The 22,312-nt window shown below is 66.3% G+C and carries 22 protein-coding genes; 14 read left to right on the top strand and 8 right to left on the bottom strand.

Annotated features, from left to right (window positions below; genetic code table 11):
• Positions 1–42: 42 nt before the first annotated feature.
• The 3 genes from P8X75_08490 to P8X75_08500 form a co-directional block, all read right to left on the bottom strand.
• Positions 43–1,065: a lipid A deacylase LpxR family protein gene (locus tag P8X75_08490; GenBank protein ID MEJ1995239.1), complete on the bottom strand. Its 1,023-nt coding sequence runs from the start codon at positions 1,063–1,065 to the stop codon at positions 43–45.
• A gap of 144 nt (positions 1,066–1,209) precedes the next feature.
• Positions 1,210–2,037 (bottom strand): MaoC family dehydratase N-terminal domain-containing protein, encoded by an 828-nt coding sequence (locus P8X75_08495; GenBank protein ID MEJ1995240.1) that lies wholly within the window; start codon positions 2,035–2,037, stop codon positions 1,210–1,212.
• Between the two features lie 18 nt (positions 2,038–2,055).
• Positions 2,056–3,210, bottom strand: coding sequence for an acyl-CoA/acyl-ACP dehydrogenase (locus tag P8X75_08500; GenBank protein ID MEJ1995241.1), 1,155 nt, complete (start codon positions 3,208–3,210; stop codon positions 2,056–2,058).
• 109 nt (positions 3,211–3,319) lie between these two features.
• Between P8X75_08500 and P8X75_08505 the strand changes: the two genes are divergently transcribed.
• The 3 genes from P8X75_08505 to P8X75_08515 are packed head-to-tail and all read left to right on the top strand — an operon-like array spanning position 3,320 to position 5,446.
• Positions 3,320–4,417, top strand: a complete 1,098-nt coding sequence (locus P8X75_08505) for an aminotransferase class I/II-fold pyridoxal phosphate-dependent enzyme (GenBank protein MEJ1995242.1) — start codon at positions 3,320–3,322, stop codon at positions 4,415–4,417.
• Positions 4,418–4,421: 4 nt separating this feature from the next.
• Positions 4,422–5,135: a methyltransferase domain-containing protein gene (locus P8X75_08510; GenBank protein ID MEJ1995243.1), complete on the top strand. Its 714-nt coding sequence runs from the start codon at positions 4,422–4,424 to the stop codon at positions 5,133–5,135.
• Positions 5,132–5,446 carry a hypothetical protein gene (locus tag P8X75_08515; GenBank protein ID MEJ1995244.1) on the top strand — a complete coding sequence of 105 codons (315 nt, stop codon included), beginning with the start codon at positions 5,132–5,134 and terminating at the stop codon, positions 5,444–5,446. Before P8X75_08510 ends, P8X75_08515 begins: the two co-directional genes overlap by 4 nt.
• Positions 5,447–5,473: 27 nt before the next feature.
• On the opposite strand, the gene P8X75_08520 is transcribed toward P8X75_08515, so the two are convergent.
• Entirely contained in the window at positions 5,474–5,749 is a 276-nt protein-coding gene (locus P8X75_08520; GenBank protein MEJ1995245.1) for a hypothetical protein, read from the bottom strand.
• A 104-nt stretch (positions 5,750–5,853) separates the two neighbouring features.
• Complete coding sequence (locus tag P8X75_08525) at positions 5,854–7,638, bottom strand: gamma-glutamyltransferase family protein (protein ID MEJ1995246.1); 1,785 nt, start codon at positions 7,636–7,638, stop codon at positions 5,854–5,856.
• 142 nt (positions 7,639–7,780) lie between these two features.
• Here P8X75_08525 and P8X75_08530 point away from each other — a divergent pair, with 142 nt between their 5' ends.
• The 11 genes from P8X75_08530 (at position 7,781) to P8X75_08580 (ending at position 19,459) form a co-directional block, all read left to right on the top strand.
• Complete coding sequence (locus tag P8X75_08530) at positions 7,781–8,779, top strand: DUF1611 domain-containing protein (GenBank protein ID MEJ1995247.1); 999 nt, start codon at positions 7,781–7,783, stop codon at positions 8,777–8,779.
• 10 nt (positions 8,780–8,789) lie between these two features.
• Positions 8,790–9,776, top strand: a complete 987-nt coding sequence (locus tag P8X75_08535; protein MEJ1995248.1) for a dipeptide epimerase — start codon at positions 8,790–8,792, stop codon at positions 9,774–9,776.
• Positions 9,777–9,811: 35 nt separating this feature from the next.
• Positions 9,812–11,050: a threonine synthase gene (locus tag P8X75_08540; protein ID MEJ1995249.1), complete on the top strand. Its 1,239-nt coding sequence runs from the start codon at positions 9,812–9,814 to the stop codon at positions 11,048–11,050.
• A 236-nt stretch (positions 11,051–11,286) separates the two neighbouring features.
• Entirely contained in the window at positions 11,287–14,157 is a 2,871-nt protein-coding gene (locus tag P8X75_08545; protein ID MEJ1995250.1) for a monovalent cation/H+ antiporter subunit A, read from the top strand.
• Between the two features lies 1 nt (position 14,158).
• Entirely contained in the window at positions 14,159–14,521 is a 363-nt protein-coding gene (locus tag P8X75_08550) for a Na+/H+ antiporter subunit C (GenBank protein ID MEJ1995251.1), read from the top strand.
• A complete protein-coding gene (locus P8X75_08555) occupies positions 14,521–16,071 on the top strand; it encodes a monovalent cation/H+ antiporter subunit D (protein MEJ1995252.1) in 1,551 nt (516 codons plus the stop codon). The genes P8X75_08550 and P8X75_08555 overlap by 1 nt, the downstream gene beginning before the upstream one ends.
• A 3-nt stretch (positions 16,072–16,074) precedes the next feature.
• Positions 16,075–16,566 (top strand): Na+/H+ antiporter subunit E, encoded by a 492-nt coding sequence (locus tag P8X75_08560; protein MEJ1995253.1) that lies wholly within the window; start codon positions 16,075–16,077, stop codon positions 16,564–16,566.
• Entirely contained in the window at positions 16,563–16,832 is a 270-nt protein-coding gene (locus P8X75_08565) for a K+/H+ antiporter subunit F (protein MEJ1995254.1), read from the top strand. The genes P8X75_08560 and P8X75_08565 overlap by 4 nt, the downstream gene beginning before the upstream one ends.
• Before the next feature lie 10 nt (positions 16,833–16,842).
• Positions 16,843–17,220 (top strand): Na+/H+ antiporter subunit G, encoded by a 378-nt coding sequence (locus tag P8X75_08570; GenBank protein ID MEJ1995255.1) that lies wholly within the window; start codon positions 16,843–16,845, stop codon positions 17,218–17,220.
• Positions 17,217–18,551 (top strand): MATE family efflux transporter, encoded by a 1,335-nt coding sequence (locus tag P8X75_08575; GenBank protein ID MEJ1995256.1) that lies wholly within the window; start codon positions 17,217–17,219, stop codon positions 18,549–18,551. The genes P8X75_08570 and P8X75_08575 overlap by 4 nt, the downstream gene beginning before the upstream one ends.
• Positions 18,548–19,459, top strand: a complete 912-nt coding sequence (locus P8X75_08580) for an NAD-dependent epimerase/dehydratase family protein (protein ID MEJ1995257.1) — start codon at positions 18,548–18,550, stop codon at positions 19,457–19,459. The genes P8X75_08575 and P8X75_08580 overlap by 4 nt, the downstream gene beginning before the upstream one ends.
• Here P8X75_08580 and dusA read toward each other — a convergent pair.
• From dusA to P8X75_08595, 3 genes are all read right to left on the bottom strand, one after another.
• The gene (gene dusA, locus P8X75_08585; protein MEJ1995258.1) at positions 19,456–20,523 is read right to left on the bottom strand and encodes a tRNA dihydrouridine(20/20a) synthase DusA; all 1,068 of its coding nucleotides are present in this window, start codon (positions 20,521–20,523) and stop codon (positions 19,456–19,458) included. The genes P8X75_08580 and dusA overlap by 4 nt on opposite strands.
• Positions 20,524–20,647: 124 nt before the next feature.
• Positions 20,648–21,436 carry a methyltransferase domain-containing protein gene (locus P8X75_08590; protein MEJ1995259.1) on the bottom strand — a complete coding sequence of 263 codons (789 nt, stop codon included), beginning with the start codon at positions 21,434–21,436 and terminating at the stop codon, positions 20,648–20,650.
• Positions 21,437–21,598: 162 nt separating this feature from the next.
• A partial coding sequence (locus P8X75_08595; protein ID MEJ1995260.1) for an SDR family oxidoreductase occupies positions 21,599–22,312 on the bottom strand: 714 nt, incomplete at its 5' end.

Here is a 22,312-nt window from a genome sequence, read left to right on the forward strand (position 1 = left end):
TAGAATAGAGAATCTGGGCGCGAAGGCCAGCCGCGCAAGCCCCTAGAACTTCAGGGTCAGGGTCAGGGAGGCGAACCTGTCGGGCGCGTCCTGCCCGTCGAACTCCTTGGAGCGCATCACGAAGCTGTAGGTCAGGCGCACGCGCTCGTAGGCCATCGAGGCGCCCAGCACCAGATCCCCGACCAGCGGTTTCTTGGAGACCGAGGCGCTGTCCTTGAAGCTATTGCCGTCCAGGAAGATGTTGCGCGCCACCGCGCGGCCCTCGGCGCCCGCGAAGAGGTACCAGGAAAAGCCGCCCGAAGGCCGGTAGAGCGGCGAACCAATCGACCCGGGACGGATCGACAGGGGCCCGAAATCATCGGGCAAATTCTGGCCGAAGCGCAGCGTCGCGCCCGCGCCCGCATAGGTGTAGGCGTTGCCCAGCGCGCCGGAGACATGCGGCATCAGATCGACCCCGATGCCGTTCTCCGGCCTCAACTCGAAGACGTTCTGCCACCTGTGGTCATAAGCCAGCGTGATGGTCGGCTCGTTGCGGATCTGGTTGTCCCAGCCCTGGGGTTCGTCCGACCCGATCACGTCGTGGACGAAGGACTGCGCCTCCTCCCCAAAGGCCGCCGGCCCGACCACGCCAAGATCGAGGGTCAGCGCGCGCAACTCGTGGGCGCTCTCCGAGACCATCGAGACCCCGCCATGAAGCCAGGCGCCATAGGGACGGTCGTCGGGCTGCGGCGCCGAAACGCCGATGTCCTCGGGCGTGAACATGGACTGGCCGAGGTGAAAGCCGATCCGCGCCTTGCTCGCCCCGCCCCGGTGACCGGGAAGGACGTTCCACCAGTCGGCGGGGAGCCCCAGGGTCTCGTCCTGCGGCGAGAGGGCGCTGGCCAGCACGCCATTGGTGTAGTGGCGGTCGGTCCCGGCGAAGAGATCGTTCTCCAGGACGCCGGAAACAGCCCAGCGGTCGTCGGGGGTCGGCATCTCATCCTCCGCCAGCGCCATCCTGGCGGCCAGAGGGACGGCGCAGAGGAAGACGGCGCAGAGAAAGCCCAGGGACGCAAAAGGTTTCATCGCATGGCGCAAGAGACCGCGCTCCTTTTGTTGGCGGGTAAGACCGGGCCCGTCGGGCCATTGGACGGCGAAGCCTTCAAGAACTAGGGGTCGGCGGCCAGAGGCTTCAAGCCGGGACCGCCGTGTTTTTCCTGTGACAGATTTCTAACCGGCCTCGGCCCGCATGGCCATCATGCCTTCGGGGTCTTCGATCCAGAGCTGCCCATCGGCGCGCCCGCAGACCTTGAAGGGCGCGATGTCGAAGATGGGCCGCAAGGCCCGGAAGCTGTAGCGCGTCAGCGCGCGCCCGCGGCGCTCCTTCAGGTAGCGCCCCAGCAGCAGGGTCGCCAGGAGCGGTCCGTGCACGATCAGGCCGGGGTAGCCTTCGACCTCCCGCGCGTAGTCGGGGTCGTAGTGGATGCGATGGCCGTTGAAGGTCAGGGCCGAATAGCGGAACAGCTGCGTCGGCGTCGCCTCGACCTCGGCGCGCCAGTCGGCCTCCAGCTCGCAGGCCTTGCCGGGCGGCGGCGCGAAGGGGCCTTCCGGTGCGTCGCGGTAGACGATGTCCTGCTCCTCTATCACCGCGGGATCGCCGCTGGCGGCCAACTCGTGACGGACGGTGACGAAGACCAGCCTGCCGCTCTTGCCTTCCTTTTCCTGCACGTCCTTGATGGTCGAGCGGCGGGTCGCGCGCTGGCCGAGCGGCAGGCGGCCCGGAAACTCCAGTCGCCCCCCGGCCCACATGCGGCGCTGCAAGGGCACCGGCGGTAGGAAGCCGCCGCGTGCCGGGTGACCGTCGGGACCCAGACCGGAAAGCGGCGCGATCTGCCAAAAGTAGAGCCAATGCCAGAGCGGCGGCAGGGTGTCGCCCAGCTCCAGCGGCCGCTCGCTCAGGTCCAGGGTCGCCTGCATGGCCCGGGCGCGGGTCAGGTCCAGGCGGTCGTCCACCACCTCCTGCCTGCCGATCCAGTCGGTGAGGGCGGGGCTGCTCATGGGCGTCTGCGGCTCCGGTCAGTAGCTGCGCGGCAGGCCCAGCACATGCTCGGCCAGATAGGAGAGGATCATATTGGTTGAAATCGGCGCGATCTGATAGAGCCGCGTCTCGCGCCACTTGCGCTCCACGTCGTACTCCTCGGCGAAACCGAATCCGCCGTGGGTCTGCAGGCAGGCCTCCGCCGCCGCCCAGGAGGCCTCGGAGGCCAGCAGCTTGGCCATGTTGGCCTCGGGCCCGCACTTCTCACCGCCGTCGAAGAGCGCGGCGGCGCGCTGCACCATCAGGGCGGCGGCCTCCTTCTGGGCGAAGGCGCGGGCGATGGGAAACTGGACGCCCTGGTTCTGCCCGATCGGGCGGTTGAAAACCCGGCGCTCTCCGGCATAGGCGCTGGCTTTCTCGATGAACCAGCGGGCATCGCCGATACATTCCGAGGCGATCAGGATGCGCTCGGCGTTCATGCCGTCCAGGATGTAGCGGAAGCCCTTGCCCTCCTCGCCGATCAGGTTCTCGGCCGGGATCTCCAGATCGTCGAAGAAGACCTCGGTGGAGGAGTGGTTGATCATGGCGCGCAGGGGCCGGATCTCGACGCCCTTGCCCAGAACCTCGCGCAGGTCGACCAGGAAGACGGAGAGCCCCTCGCCTTTCCTTTCCACCTCCTCCTTGGGCGTGGTGCGCGCCAGCAAAAGCATAAGGTCGCTGTGCTCGGCGCGGCTGGTCCAGACCTTCTGCCCGTTCACCACATAGCGCTCGCCCTTCCGGACCGCCGTGGTCCGCAGGGAAAGCGTATCCGTGCCCGAGGTCGGCTCGGTGACGCCGAAGGCCTGGAGCCGCAACTCGCCGCTGGCGATCTTGGGCAGCCAGGTCTTCTTCTGCGCGTCCGAGCCGTGCTTCAGCACCGTGCCCATGGTGTACATCTGGGCATGGCAGGCCGCCGCGTTGGCGCCGCTCGCCTGGATCTCCTCCAGGATCGCGGTGCCCGCGGCCAGCGGCAGGCCGGAGCCGCCGTACTCCTCGGGGATCAGGCAGGCGAGATAACCCGCCTCGGTCAGCGCGTTCACGAAGGCGCTGGGGTAGGCCTTCTCCCGATCGAGCTTGCGCCAGTAGTCCGCGGGATACTCCTCGCAAAGCTGACGCACGGCATCGCGGATGTCCTGAAAGCTCTCCTGCGTCATACTCCACTCCTCCCTTGGCCTGAGCTGCTCTCTGGTCTAGACGAGAAGACGCGCACCCGGCAAGGGTGCCGGGAGGAAAAGCAAAGCCCCGGAAGGAGGCAACAGCACCATGACCGCCGCCTACGCCAGCATCCTAGCCGGGCTGCCTGCCTCGACCCCCTTCGTCGGACCCGAGACGCTGCAAAGGCAGTTGGGGCGCCCCTATGAGCTGCGGCTCGGCGCGAACGAGAGCAACTTCGGCGTCTCGCCGGACGCCGTTGCGGTCCTTCAGCAAGAGGCCGCCCGCGCAAGCTGGTACTGCGATGCCGAGCACTTCGAGCTGAAGCAGGCGCTCTGCGCCGCCCTCGGCTGCGAGCCCGCCAACATCGTGGTGGGAGAGGGCATCGACGGCCTGCTGGGGCTCCTGGTCCGCGCCTATGTCGATCCGGGCGACGCCATCGTGACCTCGCTCGGCGGCTATCCCACCTTCAACTACCACGTCCGGGGCTACGGCGGGCGGCTGATCGAGGTGCCCTACCGGGAGGACTTCCACAACGACCTGGACGGGCTCTTGGCCGCCGCGCGGGAGGAAAAGGCAAAGCTGCTCTACCTCGCGAATCCCGACAATCCCACCGGCACCCTCCTGGGCCGCGAGGCCATCGCCGATCTGCTGGAGCGCTTGCCCGAAGGCTGCCTGCTGCTGCTGGACGAGGCCTACTACGAGTTCATGCCGCAGGAGGCGCTGCTGCCGCTTCAGGCGGAAGACCCGCGCCTGATCCGGCTTCGCACCTTCTCCAAGGCGCACGGCCTGGCGGGCTTGCGCATCGGCTATGCCCTCGCGACCGCAGAGGTCGGCGCGGCGCTGGACAAGATCCGCATGCATTTCGGCGTGGGGCGGCTCTCCCAGCTCGCGGCGGCGGCCTCGCTCGGCGACGAAGGCTTCGTCTCCGGCGTGATCGCGGAGGTGGCGGCCGCGCGCAAGGACTACGAGGCCCTGGCGGCGAGCCTCTCCCTCCCCTTCATCCCCAGCCACACCAACTTCGTGGCGATCGACGTCGGCAGCGAGGACCGCTCCCAGACCATGGTGCGGCTGCTGCACGAGGCCGGCGTCTTCGTGCGCCGTCCCGGCGTGCCGCGCCTGGGCCGCCACGTACGGGTCAGCGTCGGCACGCAGGCCGAACGCGCGCTGCTGGCCGAGCGCTTTGCCGATGCCTATGCAAGCCTCTAGCGCCATGACCGGGCGACCGAAGGCACGCCACATGGAGCGGCTCGCCGCTTTCGTTCCCATCGAGGGGCACCTCTTGGCCGACATCGGCTGCGGCGAGGGCTCGCTCGTGCGCTCGCTCACCAAGCGCGGCGCCAGGGTTATCGGCATCGACCCGAACGGCGCACAGCTTGAGAAGGCCGAGGCGGCGGGGCCAGTGGGCAGTGAGCGCTACCTTCAGGCGGGCGCTCAGAGCCTGCCGCTGGAAAGCGGCAGCCTGGACGGTGCAATCTTCTTCAATGCGTTGCATCACCTGCCGCTGGATCTCATGGACGCCGGACTGGCGGAGGCCGCACGGGTCCTGAAGCCGGGCGCGCCGCTCTACGTGCTGGAGCCCATCGCCGAGGGCGCTTTGCACGACCTGCTGGCGCCGGTCGATGACGAGACCTTCGTGCGCGCCAAGGCGGAGGAGGCGTTGCAGCGCGCCGCCGCCCTGCCGGACTGGGAACTGCTGGCGCGCGGCGAGTATCTGGGCGCCTGGAAGGTCGCCGGCGTGGACAGCCTGCTGGCGGAGCTGCTGCGCATCGATCCCGCCCGGCGCGACGCTCTGGAAGCGGCGGAGGACGCCATCAGGCGAGATTTCGACGCTGTTGTGGACGAGCGTCCGGAGACGGGCGGCTGTCTCTTTTGGCTGCCCTACCGCTTCACCGTCTTGCGCCGCAGGAAAGCCGCCGCCCGATGATCATTCGATACCAAAGCAGCTTCGACAGCCCGGAAGACCCGCAAGGGATCATCAAGATGTCCCTGGAAATGGGCGAGGAGTTCCCCGGCCCGGCCGAGGACGTGTTTCTCGCCTGGACCCTGAGGCTGGGCGTCGACGCGGACGTAGCCGCCGCCGCGAAGCGCTTGATCGAGGACTACGCGGTTGCGGAGATGAAGGCCGCCAACGACCAACACGCCAGACTCATTGCGCTCTTGAAGGAAGCGGCGGAAGGACGGCGCATCCAAGCCAAACGGCGCGGCGGCCCAGCGGGACGCCGACGCCAGCAATAGCGCCCAAGGGTTATCGAAGAGTCCGGTCTAGTAAAGTCCGCCGCCGAAGCGGGTCATGCGCGCCAGTATCTGGCGGCGTCGGCTTTCGAAATACTCCTCACCCGAGGAGCTGCTTTCGAACTCATTGGCCAGACCGTGCAGAGCGTCGGCCAGACGGCGCAGCCGGGCGACCACCTCTTGACGGCGGGCCCCCCGCCGGATCATGCCCTTCAAGACGGAATCGGCCAGCCCCGCACCGTCGATATGCTCGAGCGCGCGGGTCAGAGGCTGTGCTTCCTGGTCTCGTGACTTAACCTCAATCATGGCGAAATCCTAAGCAGCCATGAGAAAACGTCCAATTATATTAACGCTTCTTTAACCATTTTTAATAGGACATTTTAAGGACATCGCCCGCGAGCCGAAGAGGCTCAGCGCCCGATGGCGTAGCCTTGGTTGAACCGGGGATTGGCCGCTGCCTTCAGCAGATCGCCTTCCTTGGTGGCCGCCGAGATGCGCCCCAGGGACCAACCGTCGACCAGCGTCACCTTATGACCCCGCTCCTTCAGGCCCTCGACCGTCGCCTTGGGAAAGCGGTCTTCGAGCGTCAGCGAGCCCAGATCGGCGTTCCGGGGCCAGAAGGAAGAGGGGAAGTGGTCGGTCTGCCACATGGGGCAGTCGATGGATTCCTGAAGGTTCATGCCGTGATGGAGGTGGCGCAGCAGGAAGCCGACCGTCCACTGATCCTGACGGTCGCCGCCGGGCGTGCCGAAGACCATGTAGGGCTCTTCCTCCCGGTAGACCAGATTGACGGACAGCGTGGTGCGCGGGCGCTTGCCGGGGGCCAGCGCGGCGGGCACGTCCTCCTCCAGCCAGAACATCTGCGCGCGGCTGTTGAGGCAGAAGCCCAGCTCCGGGATCACCGGAGAGGACTGCAGCCAGCCGCCGGAGGGCGTGGCGGAGACCATGTTGCCCCAACGGTCGATCACGTCGATGTGGCAGGTGTCGCCCTTGGTCTGGCCATCGGTCTGCACCGTGGGCTCGCCCGCGCCGGTGGCGTCGAAATCGTCGTCGTCTTCGTCCAGGCCGTAGATCACCCTGGGCTCGTAGCCCTCGATGCTGCCGGGAATGATCTCCAGCGAGGCGGTATCGCCGATCAGCTTGCGGCGCTCTTCGGCATAGGCCCGCGAAAGCAGCGTCGCTTCGGGCACGTCGACGAACTTCGGGTCGCCGTAGTAGCCCTCCCGGTCGGCCATGGCGAGCTTGCAGGCCTCGGTGATGAGGTGCACGAACTCCGGGCCCTTTGGGTCGAGCGAGGCGAGGTCGAAGCCTTCCAGCAGTCGCATCTGTTGCAGGAACACCGGCCCCTGGCTCCAGAAGCCGCCCTTGCAGAAGCGATAACCGTGGTAGTCGACCGAGGTTGGCTCTTCGTAGTGCGCCTGCCAGTCCGCCATGTCCTGGCCGGTGATGACGCCCAGATGACGCTCGCCGGAGGAATCCATGGTCGGCGTGGAGGAGGCGAAGCGGTCGATCGCCTCGGCGATGAAGCCCTGGGACCAGGTGCGGCGGGCCGCCTCGATCTGCGCTTCGCGGTCGCCGCCCGCGGCCTCGGCCTCGGCGACGATGCGCTTATAGGTTTCGGCGAGCTGGCGGTTGCGGAACAGCGTGCCGGGCTCCGGCACCTTTCCGTCGGCCATGTAAAGGGCGCGCGAGCCCTCCCATTCGGTCAGGAAGAGATCCTCGACCCGTTCGATGGTCGCGCAGATCAGCGGCACCAGCGCATAGCCCTTCTCGGCGTAGCCGATGGCGTAGCTCAGGACCTCCGCCGGCTTCATGGTGCCGTGGTCGCGCAACAACTGCATCCAGGCGTCGAAGGCGCCGGGGATCACGGTCGCCAAAAGGCCCGTGCCGGGGACCAGGTCCAGCCCCTCGCGCCGGTAATGCTCGATGGTGGCGCCCGCCGGGGCCGTGCCCTGGCCGCAGAGAACCTCGCCCTTTCCGGTCTTGGCCGAATGGAAGATGATCGGCACCTCGCCGCCGGGGCCGTTCAGGTGCGGCTCCACCACCTGCAGCGCAAAGCCCATGGCGACCGCCGCATCGAAGGCGTTCCCGCCCTTTTCCAGGATCCCCATGCCGGCGGCGCTCGCCAGCCAGTGGGTGCTGCCGACGACGCCGAAGGTGCCCTTGATCTCGGGCCGAGTGGTGAAAGTGGACAAGTCCGGTTGCTCCCTGCTAAATCTCGCGTCCCGTCGCTTGATAGGCGCTATAAAGCCGCCCTTCCAGCGACTTTGCAACATCTGGAGCTACAGATAGCTCCCTCTGACAGGCTTTCCAAAAGCGGAAGGATTTTTTGACGTCATGGCGATCGAACACCCCTATCTCATGTTCCTGGGCGATGCCCCCGACCAATTGGCCGCGAAGGTGGCAGGCGGCGTCGCGCACTGGCGTCCCGAGTGGTGCAAGGGCCAGTTCCGGCTGGAAGGCTGCAAGGCCGACCTGAAACTGCCCGACATGACCATCGAAGAGGCCGCCGAGGCCGGCATCAAGACCGTCGTGGTGGGTGTCGCCAACCGGGGCGGCGTGATCGGCAAGACCTGGGTGGAGCAGCTGGTCAAGGCGCTCGACCTCGGCATGGACGTGGCCGCCGGGCTCCACAACAAGGTCGCCGACGTGCCCGAGATCGCCGAGGCAGCCAAGCGCAACGGCCGCAAGCTCTTCGACGTGCGTCACCCGACCCGCAGCTTCGACGTGGCCGCCGGAACCAAGCGGCCCGGCAAGCGCCTGCTGGCGGTCGGCACCGACTGCTCGGTCGGCAAGATGTACACAGCCCTCGCCATGGAAAAGGAGATGAAGGCGCAAGGCATGAAGGCCAGCTTCCGCGCCACCGGCCAGACCGGCATCTTCATCGCCGGCGATGGGGTCTCCGTGGATGCCGTGGTGGCCGACTTCATCTCCGGCTGCGTCGAGTGGCTCTGTCCCGCGAACGACGAGGACCACTGGGACGTGGTCGAGGGGCAGGGCTCTCTCTTCCACGCCTCCTTCGCCGGCGTGTCGCTGGGCCTGATCCACGGCTCCCAGCCTGATGCGCTGATCCTCTGCCACGAGCCGACGCGCGCCCACATGCGCGGCCTGCCGGACTACAAGCTGCCCGACCTGGGCGAGTGCATGGAGGTCAACCTAACCATGGCCCGCATGGTGAACCCGGACTGCCGCTTCGTCGGCATCTGCGTCAACACTTCGGGGCTGGAGGCGGAAGAGGCCAAGGGCTACCTCGCCGAGCTTGAGGCGCAGTACGGCCTGCCCAGCGTCGACCCGGTGCGCGACGGCGTCGCGCGCATTGCCGCGAACCTCGGCTGAGCGGCGGATCATGCCCGCCGTCAACCTGAAACTGGAGCGTCAGTCCTGGCCCATGCGCGGGGTCTTCACCATCTCGCGCGGCTCGCGTACGGAGCAGGAAGTCCTAATGGTCCGGCTCGATGACGGCAGCTTCCAGGGGCGCGGCGAATGCGTTCCCTACAAGCGCTACGGCGAGAGCTTCGAGAGCGTCATGGCGGAGATCGAGTCGCTGCGCGGCTCGCTGTCCGCCGGGCTCGACCGGGAGGCCCTGCAGGAGTTACTGCCCGCCGGAGCGGCCCGGAACGGCCTGGATTGCGCGCTCTGGGACCTCGAGGCCAAGCGCAGCGGCAAGCGGGCCTGGGAGCTTGCGGGCATCCCCGCGCCGGAGGGCGTGGTCAGCGCCTACACCCTTTCCCTCGACACGCCGGAGAAGATGGGCGAGGCCGCCAAGGCCAACGCCCAGCGCCCGCTCCTGAAGCTGAAGCTGGCGGGGCCGGAAGACCTGGACCGTGTACGTGCCGTACGTGCGAACGCCCCGGACTCCACGGTTATCGTGGACGCCAACGAGGGCTGGAGCCTGCTACAGTACAGGGATCTGGCGCCGAAGCTGGCAGAGCTGGGCGTCGCCCTCATCGAGCAGCCCCTGCACGCCGATATGGACGATGCGCTTCTGGGCGAAGACCGGCCCGTGCCGCTCTGCGCGGACGAGTCCTGTCACGACCGGGCCAGCCTGCCCAAGCTGAAGGGCAAGTACGACATCGCCAACATCAAGCTCGACAAGGCCGGCGGCCTGACCGAGGCGTTGGCCCTGAAGGAGGCGGCGCTGGCCGAGGGTTACGGCATCATGATCGGCTGCATGATGGCGACCTCGCTCGCCATGGCCCCCGCCATGCTGCTGGCTCAGGGCGCGGACTACACCGACCTGGACGGGCCGCTCTGGATCGCCGAGGACAATCAGCCGGCGATCGCCTTTTCCGGCAGCGTCATGGCGCCGCCCGAAGCCGCCCTCTGGGGCTGATCGCCGATAACCGACCCCGAGGGAGCCGCGGGCCCATGGATCTGAACGTCGAGACCTTCGTCACCCATCTGGAATGCTCCCTGACGGGAGAGACCTATGAGGCCGATCAGGTCCAGGGTCTCTCCAAGGCCGGACGGCCGCTTCTGGTGCGCTACGACCTGCCGGCGCTGGCCGCGGCCATCTCCAAGCGCGCCCTGAAGGAGCGCAAGGGCATGGGATTCTGGCGCTACCGGGAGTTCCTGCCGGTGCGCGAGACCAAGAACTGCCTATCGCTCGGCGAGGTCATGACGCCGCTCATCCCGCTCGACCGTCTCGGCCCGTCGAACGGCAAGCTGCTGGTCAAGGACGAGGGGCGCCTTCCGACCGGGTCCTTCAAGGCGCGTGGCCTGGCGCTGGCGGTCTCCATGGCCAAGGAGCTGGGCATCAAGCACCTCGCCATGCCGACCAACGGCAACGCGGGCGCGGCCATGGCGGCCTATGCGGCCAAGGCGGGCATCAAGGCGACCGTGCTGGCGCCGGAGGACACGCCGGAGATCAACCTGCGCGAGATCGCGCTGCAGGGCGCGGACGTCTACAAGGTCAACGGCCTGATCAACGACTGCGGCAAGATCGTCGGGGAAGGCAAGGAGAAGGCCGGCTGGTTCGACCTCTCGACCCTGAAGGAGCCCTACCGGATCGAAGGCAAGAAGACCATGGGGCTGGAACTGGCCGAGCAACTGGGCTGGCGTCTGCCCGACGTGATCTTCTACCCGACCGGCGGCGGCACCGGCCTGATCGGCATGTGGAAGGCCTTCCAGGAACTGGCCGACATGGGCTGGATCGGCTCCAAGCGCCCGAAGATGGTGGCGGTGCAGGCCAGCGGCTGCGCGCCCATCGTCAAGGCCTGGGAGGACGGCGAAGAGCACGCCCCTCTCTGGGAGAACGCCCACACGGTGGCAGCCGGCATCCGCGTGCCGGTGGCGGTCGGGGACTTCCTGATTCTGCGGGCGGTGCGGGAATCGAACGGCTTCGCCATGGCGCTCGACGACGCGGCGATCATGGAGGCCCGCGACCGCTGCGCGCGCGAGGAGGGCCTGCTGCTCTGCCCCGAGGGCGCCGCCACCCTGGCCGCCTATGAAAGGGCGCTGGCCGAGGGGCTCATAAAGCCCAGCGACAAGGCCGTGCTCTACAACTGCGCAAGCGGCCTGAAATATCCCATGCCGGAGACTCACCAGACCCTCGACCGCAGCAAGCCGATAGACTTCTCGCGCTTCGGCGGGACGCTTGGCGCTTGAGCCAGCGGCGAGAACCAAATAAGTTTCCGAACCATTTTGATGTCCGGGACTTGTTCCGGGGGTCGGGTCCGCCATCCTTGAAAAGGGCGCCGGATCAGGGGGAGAACCGGGGTGCAGGTACTGGACCGGGGGGAGCTTTGGAGCCAATTCACCTATCAGTTTTCAAGAGAGAGGTGTTCGCGCGGGACCGTCGCGTGCCCGCTCTCGCTGTCCAGGATCTGGCGGACTAGGTAGCAATGGCCGTTGAGAGCAACCTCCTTCTGATCATCGCAGCGCTGCCGTTCCTGGGCGCGCTGGTGCCGGGGCTCATGATCCGCGCGGGGCGGACGGCCTGCGCCTGGTTCACGGCGGCGCCCACGGCCCTGGCGCTGGTGATGCTGTGCGTTCTGGCGCCCGAGGTGATGCAGGGCAAGGTGATCCAGGCGGAGCTCGCCTGGCTGCCGCAACTGGGCTTGTCGGCCACTTTCTTCCTGGACGGACTGGGTCTGCTGTTCGCGGGGATGATCCTGGGCGTCGGCCTGCTGATCACCCTCTATGCGCGCTACTACCTGTCGGGCGACGACCCGATGGGGCAGTTCTACACCTATCTGCTTCTGTTCCAGGGCGCGATGCTGGGTATCGTCGTCTCCGACAACATCCTGTTGCTGCTGATCTTCTGGGAGCTGACGAGCCTCTCCTCCTTCCTGTTGATCGGCTACTGGAAGCACCTGCCGGAGGGACGGCAGGGCGCGCGCATGGCGCTGGCGGTGACCGGCGCGGGCGGGCTCGCGATGATCGGCGGCATGCTGATCCTGGGCGACATCGTGGGCAGCTACAACCTGACCGACATCCTGACCGCGGGGGAGCAGATCCGCGCCTCCGAGTGGTACTTGCCAGCGCTGATCCTGATCCTCTTGGGCGCCTTTACGAAGTCCGCGCAGTTCCCGTTCCATTTCTGGCTGCCGCACGCCATGGCGGCGCCGACCCCGGTTTCGGCCTACCTGCACTCGGCCACCATGGTGAAGGCCGGCGTCTTCCTGATGGCCCGGATGTGGCCCGTGCTTTCCGGGACCGACGCCTGGTTCTACATCGTCGCCACCACGGGGCTGATCACGATGGTGCTGGGCGCCTTGATCGCGCTGTTCAAGGACGACCTGAAGGCGTTGCTGGCCTTCTCCACGGTCAGTCACCTGGGCCTGCTGACCATGCTGCTGGGCTTCGGCAGCCCTCTGGCGGCGGTCGTGGCGGTGTTCCACATCATCAACCACCTGACCTTCAAGGCCTCGCTCTTCATGGTCGCCGGCATCGTCGACCACGAGACGCACACCCGCGACATCAAGCGCTTGGGCGGCTTGAGGCACCTGATGCCCGTCACCTTCGTGATCGGCACCGTGGCGGCGCTCTCCATGGCCGGAATCCCGCTGTTCAACGGCTTCCTCTCCAAGGAGATGATGCTGGAGGAGGCGGCGCACACCGCCTGGGCGGGGAGCCACCTGGCGGTGCCGGTGCTGGCCACGCTGGGCGCGCTGCTCTCGGTCGCCTATTCCTTCCGCTTCATCGCCCATGTCTTCCTGGGCCCGGTCCGCGACGACTATCCGCACAAGCCGCACGATCCGCCCTTCGGCATGTGGGCGGCACCCGGTCTGCTGGCCGTGCTGGTGGTGGTGATCGGTATCCTGCCCGCGCTCATCGTCGGCCCGCTGGTCGCGGTCGCGGGCGGGGCCGTGATCGGCAGCCCGGAGCTGCCCTACTACTCGCTCAAGATCTGGCACGGCATCACGCCGGCGCTCTTCATGTCGATCGCAGCGGTGCTCGGCGGCCTCGGCCTGCTGAGCCTGCACCGTCCGCTCGACGGCGTCTGGAACGCCCTGCCGCGCCCCGAGGCCAAGGTCATCTTCGACCGCCTGATCGCCGGTTGCGTCGGCGCGGCGCGCTGGGTGAGCGAGGCAACGCACAACGGCGCCATCAGCCGCTATCTCGCGATCTTCGTCCTGGCCAGCGTGTTCCTGGGCTACGCGGCCTGGTCAGGCGGCGGCATGACCGAGCCGACGCGCGATCTCCTGCCCGTCCCGCCGGTCGTCCTGGCGGGCTGGATCCTGCTGATGGTGGCCTCGCTCTCGCTGGTGGTGATGCACCGCCGCCGCTTCCGCGCCCTGGTGCTGATCGGGATCATCGGCTTGATGCTCTCCGCGGGCTTCATCTACCTCTCAGCGCCCGATCTGGCGCTCACCCAGATCTCGGTCGAGACGGTGACCATCATGCTGCTGCTGCTGGCGCTGCACTTCCTGCCGAAGGAGACGCCGGCGGAAAGCAGCACTGCGCTGCGCCTGCGCGATGCCGGGATCGCCGGGGCCGCCGGTCTCGGCATCGGGGCCTTGGCCTACGCCTTCATGGTCCGCGACATCAGCACGATCTCCGACTATCACCTGGCCAATTCCTACAAAGGCGGCGGCGGCACCAATGTGGTCAACGTGATCCTGGTCGACTTCCGTGGCTACGACACCTACGGCGAGATCATCGTGCTGGGGATCGCCGGTTTGCTGATCTTCGCCCTGATGGAGACGCTCTTGAACGGGCCGGCCGCCCGGCGGCTCCGGAACACCGACTATTCCCAGGACCGCTCGCCGGACCGCCACCCGCTGATGATGGTTATCGCGACACGGGTCATGATGCCGATCGCGGTGATGGTGGGCATCTACATCTTCCTGCGCGGGCACAATCAGCCGGGCGGCGGCTTCGTCGCGGGCCTGGTCATCTCGATCGCGCTGCTGATGCAGTACATGGCGTCGGGCTTTGCCTGGACGCAGGCCCGCAAGCGGATCGAATACCACGCCATGATCGGCTGGGGCGTCGTGATCGCGGGCCTGACGGGCGCGGGCGCGATGGTGGCGGGCACGCCCTTCCTGACCAGCGATTTCGGCTACGTGCACCTCCCGCCCATCGAGGAGTTCGAGCTGGCGACGGCGGCGCTGTTCGACCTGGGCGTGTTCCTGACGGTCCTGGGCGCGGTGATGCTGATGCTCTACAGCCTGTCGCGGATCGCGCGCTACGCGGGCGAGACGGTCAACGTGGACCCCATGGACTACGACCCGAAGAACCGGATCCACCACGCGAAGGAAGAGGCCTGATATGGAATTGCTGGTCGCAAGTTCCGTCGGCGTGCTGACCGCAAGCGGGGTCTACCTCCTTCTGCGCCTGAGGGCCTTTCCCGTGATTCTGGGGCTGGCGCTGCTGTCCTATGCCGTGAACGTCTTCCTGTTCTCCTCCGGCAGGCTCGCGATCAACCTGCCGCCGATCCTCTCCAAGTACGAGGGCGCGGCCTATACCGACCCGCTGCCCCAGGCCCTGGTCCTGACGGCCATCGTGATCTCCTTCGGCATGACGGCGGTCCTGGTGTTGGTGGCGCTGGCGGCCTACCTCGAGCGGGGCAACGACAGAGTGAACATAGACGAGGAAGCCTCCGACCCCGGCGATGGGGAGGCGCGGTCGTAATGCATTGGATCATCGCACCGGTGCTGCTGCCGGCCCTGCTCGCCCCCATGATCGGTTTCGTCATGCGCCACGACATCGTGCTGGCGCGCGCCGCCTCCTTCGCGGGCACGGCCTGCCTCGTCGGCATCTCGGCCTACTTGCTGTCCATGACCCTGGGTGGGGAGACCTTCGTATACCGCCTGGGCGACTGGCAGCCGCCCTTCGGCATCGTGCTGGTCCTGGACCGGCTGTCGGCGCTGATGGTGCTCCTCACCTCGGTGCTCGCGCTGATCGTGCTCTGGCATGCGGCCGCGACCGGCTGGGACTCGCGCGGACGGCACTTCCACGCCCTCTTCCAGTTCCAGTTGATGGGCGTGGCGGGCGCCTTTCTGACCGGGGACGTCTTCAACCTCTTCGTCTTCTTCGAGGTGCTGCTGATCGCCTCCTACGGGTTGATGATCCACGGCGGCGGGCAGCAGCGTCTCGGCGCCGGGCTGCAGTACATCGTGATCAACCTAGCGGGCTCGACCCTCTTCCTGTTCGCGCTCGGCGTCCTTTACGCCACGACCGGCACCCTCAACCTCGCCGATCTCACCCTGCGCATGCAGGAGATCGCGGTCGAAGACGCGGCCCTGGTCCGGGTCGCCGCCATGCTGCTGATGATCGTCTTCGCCGTGAAGGCGGCGCTCTTCCCCGTCCAGTTCTGGTTGCCGGGCACCTACGCCAACGCGCCCGCCCCGGTCGCCGCCCTTTTCGCCATCATGACCAAGGTCGGCGCCTACGCCATCATCCGCGTCCATGGCAGCGCCTTTGGGCCGGGGATCGAAGCGACCGACGGACAGAGCGCGGCCTGGCTGTTCCCCGCCGCGATCGTGACCATCGCCATCGGCGCCGTGGGCGTCCTGGGGGCAAAACGGCTGCTGCCGCTGATCTCCTTCTCCGTGGTGGGATCGATGGGCACGCTGCTGGTCGCCGTGGCGGCCTTCACGCCGGAAGCGACCACGGCGGGCCTCTACTATCTGCTGCACTCGACCTTCGCCGCCGCCGCGCTGTTCCTGCTCGCCGACCTGGTGTTGGCGCGGCGAGGCAGCGAGGCGCTCTCGCTGCTTCCGGCCACGGTGCAGAACGGTCTCTTCGCCGCGCTGTTCTTCGCGGCGGCGATCGGCATGGCCGGGATGCCGCCGCTCAGCGGCTTCCTGGGCAAGCTCTTCGTGCTCGACACTCTGCGCGATCCGGGAACCATCGTCTGGGCCTGGTCGAGCGTCCTGATCGGCTCGCTGCTCACCATCGTCGGCTTCGCGCGCGCCGGCAGCATCCTGTTCTGGAAATCCACCGCGCCCGAAGCCGGCGCGCCGCCCGCGGTGCAAGAGCCAGAGGGAAGAGCGGAGCCGGAGGCCCCGGCGCGCGCCGGAGTGGCCCAGCTTGTCCCGACCTTCGCGACGCTCGCGATCCTCGCATCGCTCGCGGTCTTCGCCGGACCGGTTGTCGATTTCCTGGAGGCGACCTCGCTGCAGCTCTACGACCGCTCGAGCTATATCGAGGCCGTGCTCGGCCAGAGCGGAGGGAACTGACCGATGCTCCAGCGTTTTCTCCCTCACCCGCTGCTCAGCCTCACGCTCACGCTGGTATGGCTTGGCCTCGTCAACACGGTGTCGCTGGGCAACCTCCTGCTGGGCGCGGCGTTGGGCCTGGTGGTGCCGATCCTGACGGCGCCCTATTGGCCCGACCGGCCCAAGCTGAAGAAGCCGCTGGTCGCGGCCGAATACATCCTGATCGTGCTGTGGGACATCATCGTCGCCAACGTGCAGGTGGCGATGATCATCCTGTTCAAACCGAACGATAAGATCCATTCGCGCTGGATCTCGGTGCCGCTTGAACTGCGTGCGCCCGAAGCGATCACGGTCCTAGCGGGCACGATCACCATGACGCCCGGAACGGTTTCGGCCATTCTCAGCGCCGATGCCGGCTGCATCCTGGTGCACTGCCTGCACACCGACGATCCCGACGGGGTTCGCGACCAGATCAAGCAACGCTACGAGGGGCGACTGAAGGAGATCTTCGAATGATCCACGCCACACTCGCTTTCGCCATGGGGTGCTTCGGCATCGGCTTACTTCTGAACCTCTGGCGCATCATGCGCGGGCCGGACCTGGCCGACCGGATCCTCGCCCTGGACACCATGGTGATCAACGTGATCGCGCTCCTGATCCTCTACGGGATCTATGGTGGCACCGCCATCTACTACGAGGCGGCGATGCTGATCGCCATGGTCGGTTTCGTCTCCACCGTCGCCTACTGCCGCTTCGTTCTGCGCGGCGACATCATCGAGTGAGGGGGGCGGCATGGAACTGATCGTGGAGATCCTGGTTTCCTTCTTCCTCGTGATCGCGGGCATCTTCGGCCTGGTCGGATCCTTCGGGATGATCAAGCTGAAGGACACGATGCAGCGGCTGCACGCACCGACCAAAGCGACGACGCTGGGGATCGGCGGGGTGCTGATCGCCTCGATGCTCTACTTCTCTCTGGTGAAGGGCCACTTCTCCTTCCACGAACTGCTGATCACCCTGTTCCTGTTCCTGACGGCGGCCATCACGGCGAACTTCATCGCCAAGACCTACATGGTGAGGAACGTCGCGCGGGACGAGCTGCCTGAAACCGGGCGGCGCATTGGCTGGTCGATCTTCGACGACCCGCCCGAAACACCGCCCTCAAAAGAGTGACGGACGCCAAGATCTGGAACCGGCGCGTCCTCGGCCTGGCGCTGCCGATCATCCTGTCCAATGCCTCGGTGCCGCTCCTGGGCGCGGTCGATACCGCCGTCATGGGCCACCTGCCCGATCCCGCCTACATCGGCGCGGTCGCCGTGGGCGCCATGATCTTCTCCTTCCTCTACTGGGGTTTCGGCTTTCTGCGCATGGGCACGACCGGCTTCACCGCCCAGGCCTTCGGCGCGGAAGACGCAGAGGAGCTGCGCGCCACGCTGGCCCGCCCGGTCCTGCTGGGCCTCGTCATCGGCCTGCTGCTGATCGCGCTCCAGATCCTGATCCGCCCGCTCGCCTTCACGCTGATGGACGCCAGCGACCAGGTGGAAAACCTGGCGATGGTCTACTTCGATATCCGCATCTGGGGCGCGCCCGCGACGCTGATCACCTATGCGCTCCTGGGCTGGATGCTGGGCTCCGGCGATGCGCGCTCCGTGCTGCTTTTGCAACTGCTGCTCAACGGGCTCAACATCGCGCTCAACCTCCTCTTCGTGCTGGGGCTGGGCATGACCATCGACGGCGTGGCCCTGGCGACCCTGATCGCCGAGTACAGCGCTCTGGCCTTCGGGTTCTGGATCGTCGCGCGCAACCTGCGCGCCCGGCCCGGCGTCTGGGACTGGAACCGGGTTCTGGAGCGCACGCGGCTGCTGGCGCTCTTCCGGGTCAATCTCGACATCTTCATCCGGACGCTCTGCCTGGAGACCGCCTTCTTCGTCTTCACCGCGCGCTCGGCTCAGCTTGGCGAGCTGCAACTGGCGGCCAACGCCATCCTCTTGCAGCTCCAGACCTTCACCGCCTATGCGCTCGATGGATTCGCGCATGCGGTCGAGGTGCTGGCGGGCAATGCGCTGGGCGCGCGCAACCGGGCAGCCTTCCGGGGGGCGGTCAAGGCCTCCACCATCTGGGCGGCGGCCTTCGCCTTGGTTTTCTGCGCGCTCTATGCCCTGGCGGGCGCGCCGATCGTGGCGCTCTTCACCGACATCGAGGCGGTGCGTGCAGCCACGGACGACTTCCTGCCCTGGATCGCCGTGATCCCCTTGGTCGCGGTCTGGGCCTATCAGCTCGACGGCATCTTCATCGGGGCGACGCGGACCGCGGCCATGCGCAACGCCATGCTGATCTCGCTCGCCTTCTATCTGCTCGCGGTCTGGCTGCTGGTCCCTGCCTTCGGCAACCACGGACTTTGGCTGTCCATGGCGCTTTTCTTGGGCTTGCGAGGCCTGACGCTCGCGGCCTTCTTCCCGGCGCTGGACGCCGCAATCGAGCCCAGGGAGGCGACACCGGCATGAGCCGCATTCTCGTCACCGGCGCCTCCGGCTTCATCGGCGGGGCGCTCACCGACCATCTCCTCGCCAAGGGGCACCGCGTGGTCGGCAGCTACAACAAGCGCAAGCCGGAGCCGCGCCAGGGCGCGATCTTCGAGCGGGTGCGCGGCCTGCATTCCTTTTCCGACTGGCGTCCCCTGCTGGAGGGCGCGGACCTCGTGGTGCACTGCGCGGCCAGGGTCCACCGCAACGACAAGAACCGGCTGGGCATGAACAAGCAGCGCGCGGCCAACCGCGACGCGACGCTCAGCCTCGCCGAGCAGGCCCAGGCCGCCGGCGTCCGGCGCTTCGTCTTCCTCTCCACCATCGGCGCGAAGCTCGCCAAGCGGCCCTACCAGATCGCCAAGCTGGAGGCCGAGGAGATGCTGCGCTCCCTCTACGAGGAAAAGGAGATGGAGATCGTCATCCTGCGCGCGCCGCTGGTGGTCGGTCCCGGCGGCCCCGGCAACCTGCCGCGTCTGGCGCGCTGGATCGCCAAGGGACGCTCCCTGCCCTTGGCCTCCATCGACAACCAGCGCAGCTACGTAACCTTGGAAAGCCTGTTGGCGGCGATCGAGCTCTGCCTGACCCACCCGGCCGCTCCCGGCGGGCGCTTCGAGGTGGCCGACCCGCCGCCGCTCGCCACGCCGGATGTCGCCCGCGCGCTCGCCGAGGGCATGGGCCGGGAAGCAAAACTCAGTGCCTTTCCGCCCTGGCTCCTCAACTTTCTGCTCTGGGCCGTGGGGCGGGAGATCATGGCCGAGGGCCTGATCACCGACATGCTGGCAGACGACGGCGGCTTGCGCGAAACGCTCGGCTGGCAGCCCCCAGGCGACCTCCGCGCCGCGCTGAACGAGGTCGGGGCGGCGGCGCTCAAGCGGATTTCAGGCTAGGCCGCCTCGCGGGCGGCGATCTGGGCTTCCACGGCTTCCAGTGCGCGCAGCACGACCTCGGGGCCCGCGCCCTCGCGGTGCGCCTCCTCGCTCAGGATGCGCCGCCAGAGCTTTGCGCCGGGCAGGCCATTGTAGAGGCCCAGGATGTGGCGCGTGATGGACTTGAGCGGCGTGCCCTCGGCCATCCGCGCCTCTATGTAGGGAACCAGGGCCTCCACCACCTGACGGCGGCTGGGCGGCGCCGTCTCCGCCCCGAAGAAGCGCCGGTCGGCCTCGGCCAGGATGTAGGGGGTCTGGTAGGCGGCGCGCCCGATCATGACGCCGTCCACGCCCTCGGCCAGATGGGCCTCGGCCTCCTCCAGCGTCTTGATCCCGCCGTTGATGCAGACCTCCAACTCCGGCAGTTCCCGCTTCAGGCGGTAGACCGTCTCGTAGGAGAGCGGCGGGATATCGCGGTTCTCCTTGGGGCTGAGACCCTGGAGCCAGGCCTTGCGGGCATGCACCGTGAAGCTGCGGCACCCGGCCGCGGCGACGGTTTCCACGAAGGCCTTAAGGTCCGGATAGTCCTCCATGTCGTCGATGCCGATGCGGCACTTGACCGTCACCGGCAGGTCCACCTCGGCGATCATGGCGGCGACACCGGCGGCGACGGTCTGCGGCTCGGCCATGAGGCAGGCCCCGAAGCGGCCCGACTGCACGCGGTCGCTGGGACAGCCGACATTGAGGTTGATCTCGTCGTAGCCCGCCTGCTGCCCGAAGACGGCGGCGCGCGCCAGCTCCTCCGGCTCGCTGCCGCCGACCTGCAAGGCGACGGGGTGCTCGGCCGGATCGAAGGCGAGCAGCCGCTCGCGCGGCCCATGAATCAGCGCGCCTGTCGTCACCATCTCGCTGTAGAGCAGCACCCGCCGCGAGATGATCCGCAGGAAATAGCGGTCATGCCGGTCCGTCCAATCCATCATTGGAGCGACTGATAGGCGGCGATCCAGTTTTTCAGCGGTTTTTGAGGACAAGTCAGTCTCGCGTGTATCGATTCCGTATCGCTGAATATCAGAACCTTTGTGCATTGTCTCAAGACGATTGCCGAGCGTGCGCGTGATCTTTTTCTTGGGTTCATTCGTTATCAGGCATTTGAGTGCCTGCGTGGTGGCGTCAGAGGACCGCTTTTAGCCAATAGCGGACATAAGTCGATTAGTGACGCCACCTCGCTCGAACATGAGTCGGACGTAACTCACCAGATTCGGCGATCGAAGCGAGCTTTTGAACGGCGTTAATCGAAGCCATTGCATTCTCCTCGCCAACCGCCTTGATATACTCCTCCTTTCGCGGGCCGGATAACTGGTCCGCCTCCCGCTTAGTAAGTTCCTTGAACCAGGAATGCCGGTCGTCTGTATCGATGTCTGAAAAACCGATCGAACCCAGCAGTTCCTGCACCTCTTGGACGGTCTGGAAGACGACGGTAAGACCCAAGTCTTCCGAAAAGAATGATTCAAGTGCAAGGCAATCTCCCTCAGCTTTAAGCCAATCGGAGATTGCCAAAGCGCCTCCGCTTTTCAGGAGCCTACTGAACTCTTCATATATCCAACGTTTGTCATCGATGTGCAGGATCGCGTCCTTACTGAACACAACGTCGAAACTATCATTCTCAAAATCCAGTTTCCCTGGGTCAGACTTGACGAACTGCACCTTGCCATCCAATCCGGCCTCCTTTGCCAAAGCCCTGGCTTTGGTGATCAGTCCCGCATCAATATCCAATCCTATCACTGAACTCGGATGGCACTTCTCAGCCAGAACAAGATCTGCGCCTCCCAGTCCACATCCGAAATCAAGAACCTTTCTACCCTCAATCTGGATTCCCTGAGCTATGGTCAGGACCTCGGTGGCGCCTCCAGGTGACAAAAAACCCTTTCCCCACCTGAACTCCAAGCGGGCAATGAAGTCATCGTCGTACTCTGTGTCTTCGCTGAGCGGTGTATTCATCTCACAGATGCTCCAAAGCGATTAGGACCAATATCATTATAGGCGGGTCGAGCGCTGAACCGCGATAGCCGACCAAGGCTCTGAAGCAATGAACGGTCGAAACTCCAAGCGATTGCCACTATTAGCCAATAGCGGAACCCTAGTTCGCGCTTACGGAATCCTTTATTGGAAATTGATACCACCGTCGATGACGAGCGATTGCCCCGTGATGGTCGAGCTTTCACAGAAGGCGATCACTTGGTTGGCAACGTCATCTAGTGAAGTAGTCTCCTTGCAGAGAGCGCGATCACGCCAGACATCGGCGTGGGCCCCTTGTCCATCACCACCTAGTCCGGTCCCCAACATTAAGCCTGGGAGGACGGCATTTACTGTGACATCAGGCGCGAGAGAGCTAGCCAGAAACCGCGTTAGCGGCACAACGGCCGCCTTGCTGGGGTGGAAGATGCGGTCCGCGTAAAAGGAGCCGACGCCGATCGTGGAGCCAACGTTCACCACGCGCCCCAACGCAGAAGCTCTCAAGGCCTTTGCAGCAGCCCGGGTTAGGAGATACGGCCCTCTAACATTCAGGGCCATTAGCTCGTCCCAAATCTCTGGCGTGAAACTTTCAAGGTCGCCAGGCTCAATGGAGTATCCTCCAGCCGCAACTCCGGCATTGTTGATCAATATGTCCAAGGCCCCTAGCTCTGAGACGACAGTCTCGACGGCGGCTTCAATGGCAGTCGGGTCGCTCAGGTCGACTTTCACGGGAATGGCTCTGCGACCCTGGTCGATTACCTCTTGGCTTACCCGACCTGCACGGTCCTCTCCGCTCGCATAGCCCACCGCGACATTTGCCCCGGCACTGGCGAGGGCCAGACAGATGCGACCGCCAAGACC

Origin of the sequence: Limibacillus sp., from assembly GCA_037379885.1 — a bacterium.
Taxonomy (GTDB): Bacteria; Pseudomonadota; Alphaproteobacteria; order Kiloniellales; family CECT-8803; genus JARRJC01.

Bases quoted from the DNA above. Each gene is read 5' to 3' on its own strand.
- P8X75_08490 (MEJ1995239.1), bottom strand. From the start codon at position 1,065: ATGAAACCTTTTGCGTCCCTGGGCTTTCTCTGCGCCGTCTTCCTCTGC.
- P8X75_08495 (MEJ1995240.1), bottom strand. From the start codon at position 2,037: ATGAGCAGCCCCGCCCTCACCGACTGGATCGGCAGGCAGGAGGTGGTG.
- P8X75_08500 (MEJ1995241.1), bottom strand. From the start codon at position 3,210: ATGACGCAGGAGAGCTTTCAGGACATCCGCGATGCCGTGCGTCAGCTT.
- P8X75_08505 (MEJ1995242.1), top strand. From the start codon at position 3,320: ATGACCGCCGCCTACGCCAGCATCCTAGCCGGGCTGCCTGCCTCGACC.
- P8X75_08510 (MEJ1995243.1), top strand. From the start codon at position 4,422: ATGACCGGGCGACCGAAGGCACGCCACATGGAGCGGCTCGCCGCTTTC.
- P8X75_08515 (MEJ1995244.1), top strand. From the start codon at position 5,132: ATGATCATTCGATACCAAAGCAGCTTCGACAGCCCGGAAGACCCGCAA.
- P8X75_08520 (MEJ1995245.1), bottom strand. From the start codon at position 5,749: ATGATTGAGGTTAAGTCACGAGACCAGGAAGCACAGCCTCTGACCCGC.
- P8X75_08530 (MEJ1995247.1), top strand. From the start codon at position 7,781: ATGGCGATCGAACACCCCTATCTCATGTTCCTGGGCGATGCCCCCGAC.
- P8X75_08535 (MEJ1995248.1), top strand. From the start codon at position 8,790: ATGCCCGCCGTCAACCTGAAACTGGAGCGTCAGTCCTGGCCCATGCGC.
- P8X75_08540 (MEJ1995249.1), top strand. From the start codon at position 9,812: ATGGATCTGAACGTCGAGACCTTCGTCACCCATCTGGAATGCTCCCTG.
- P8X75_08545 (MEJ1995250.1), top strand. From the start codon at position 11,287: ATGGCCGTTGAGAGCAACCTCCTTCTGATCATCGCAGCGCTGCCGTTC.
- P8X75_08550 (MEJ1995251.1), top strand. From the start codon at position 14,159: ATGGAATTGCTGGTCGCAAGTTCCGTCGGCGTGCTGACCGCAAGCGGG.
- P8X75_08555 (MEJ1995252.1), top strand. From the start codon at position 14,521: ATGCATTGGATCATCGCACCGGTGCTGCTGCCGGCCCTGCTCGCCCCC.
- P8X75_08560 (MEJ1995253.1), top strand. From the start codon at position 16,075: ATGCTCCAGCGTTTTCTCCCTCACCCGCTGCTCAGCCTCACGCTCACG.
- P8X75_08565 (MEJ1995254.1), top strand. From the start codon at position 16,563: ATGATCCACGCCACACTCGCTTTCGCCATGGGGTGCTTCGGCATCGGC.
- P8X75_08570 (MEJ1995255.1), top strand. From the start codon at position 16,843: ATGGAACTGATCGTGGAGATCCTGGTTTCCTTCTTCCTCGTGATCGCG.
- P8X75_08580 (MEJ1995257.1), top strand. From the start codon at position 18,548: ATGAGCCGCATTCTCGTCACCGGCGCCTCCGGCTTCATCGGCGGGGCG.
- dusA (MEJ1995258.1), bottom strand. From the start codon at position 20,523: ATGCACAAAGGTTCTGATATTCAGCGATACGGAATCGATACACGCGAG.
- P8X75_08590 (MEJ1995259.1), bottom strand. From the start codon at position 21,436: ATGAATACACCGCTCAGCGAAGACACAGAGTACGACGATGACTTCATT.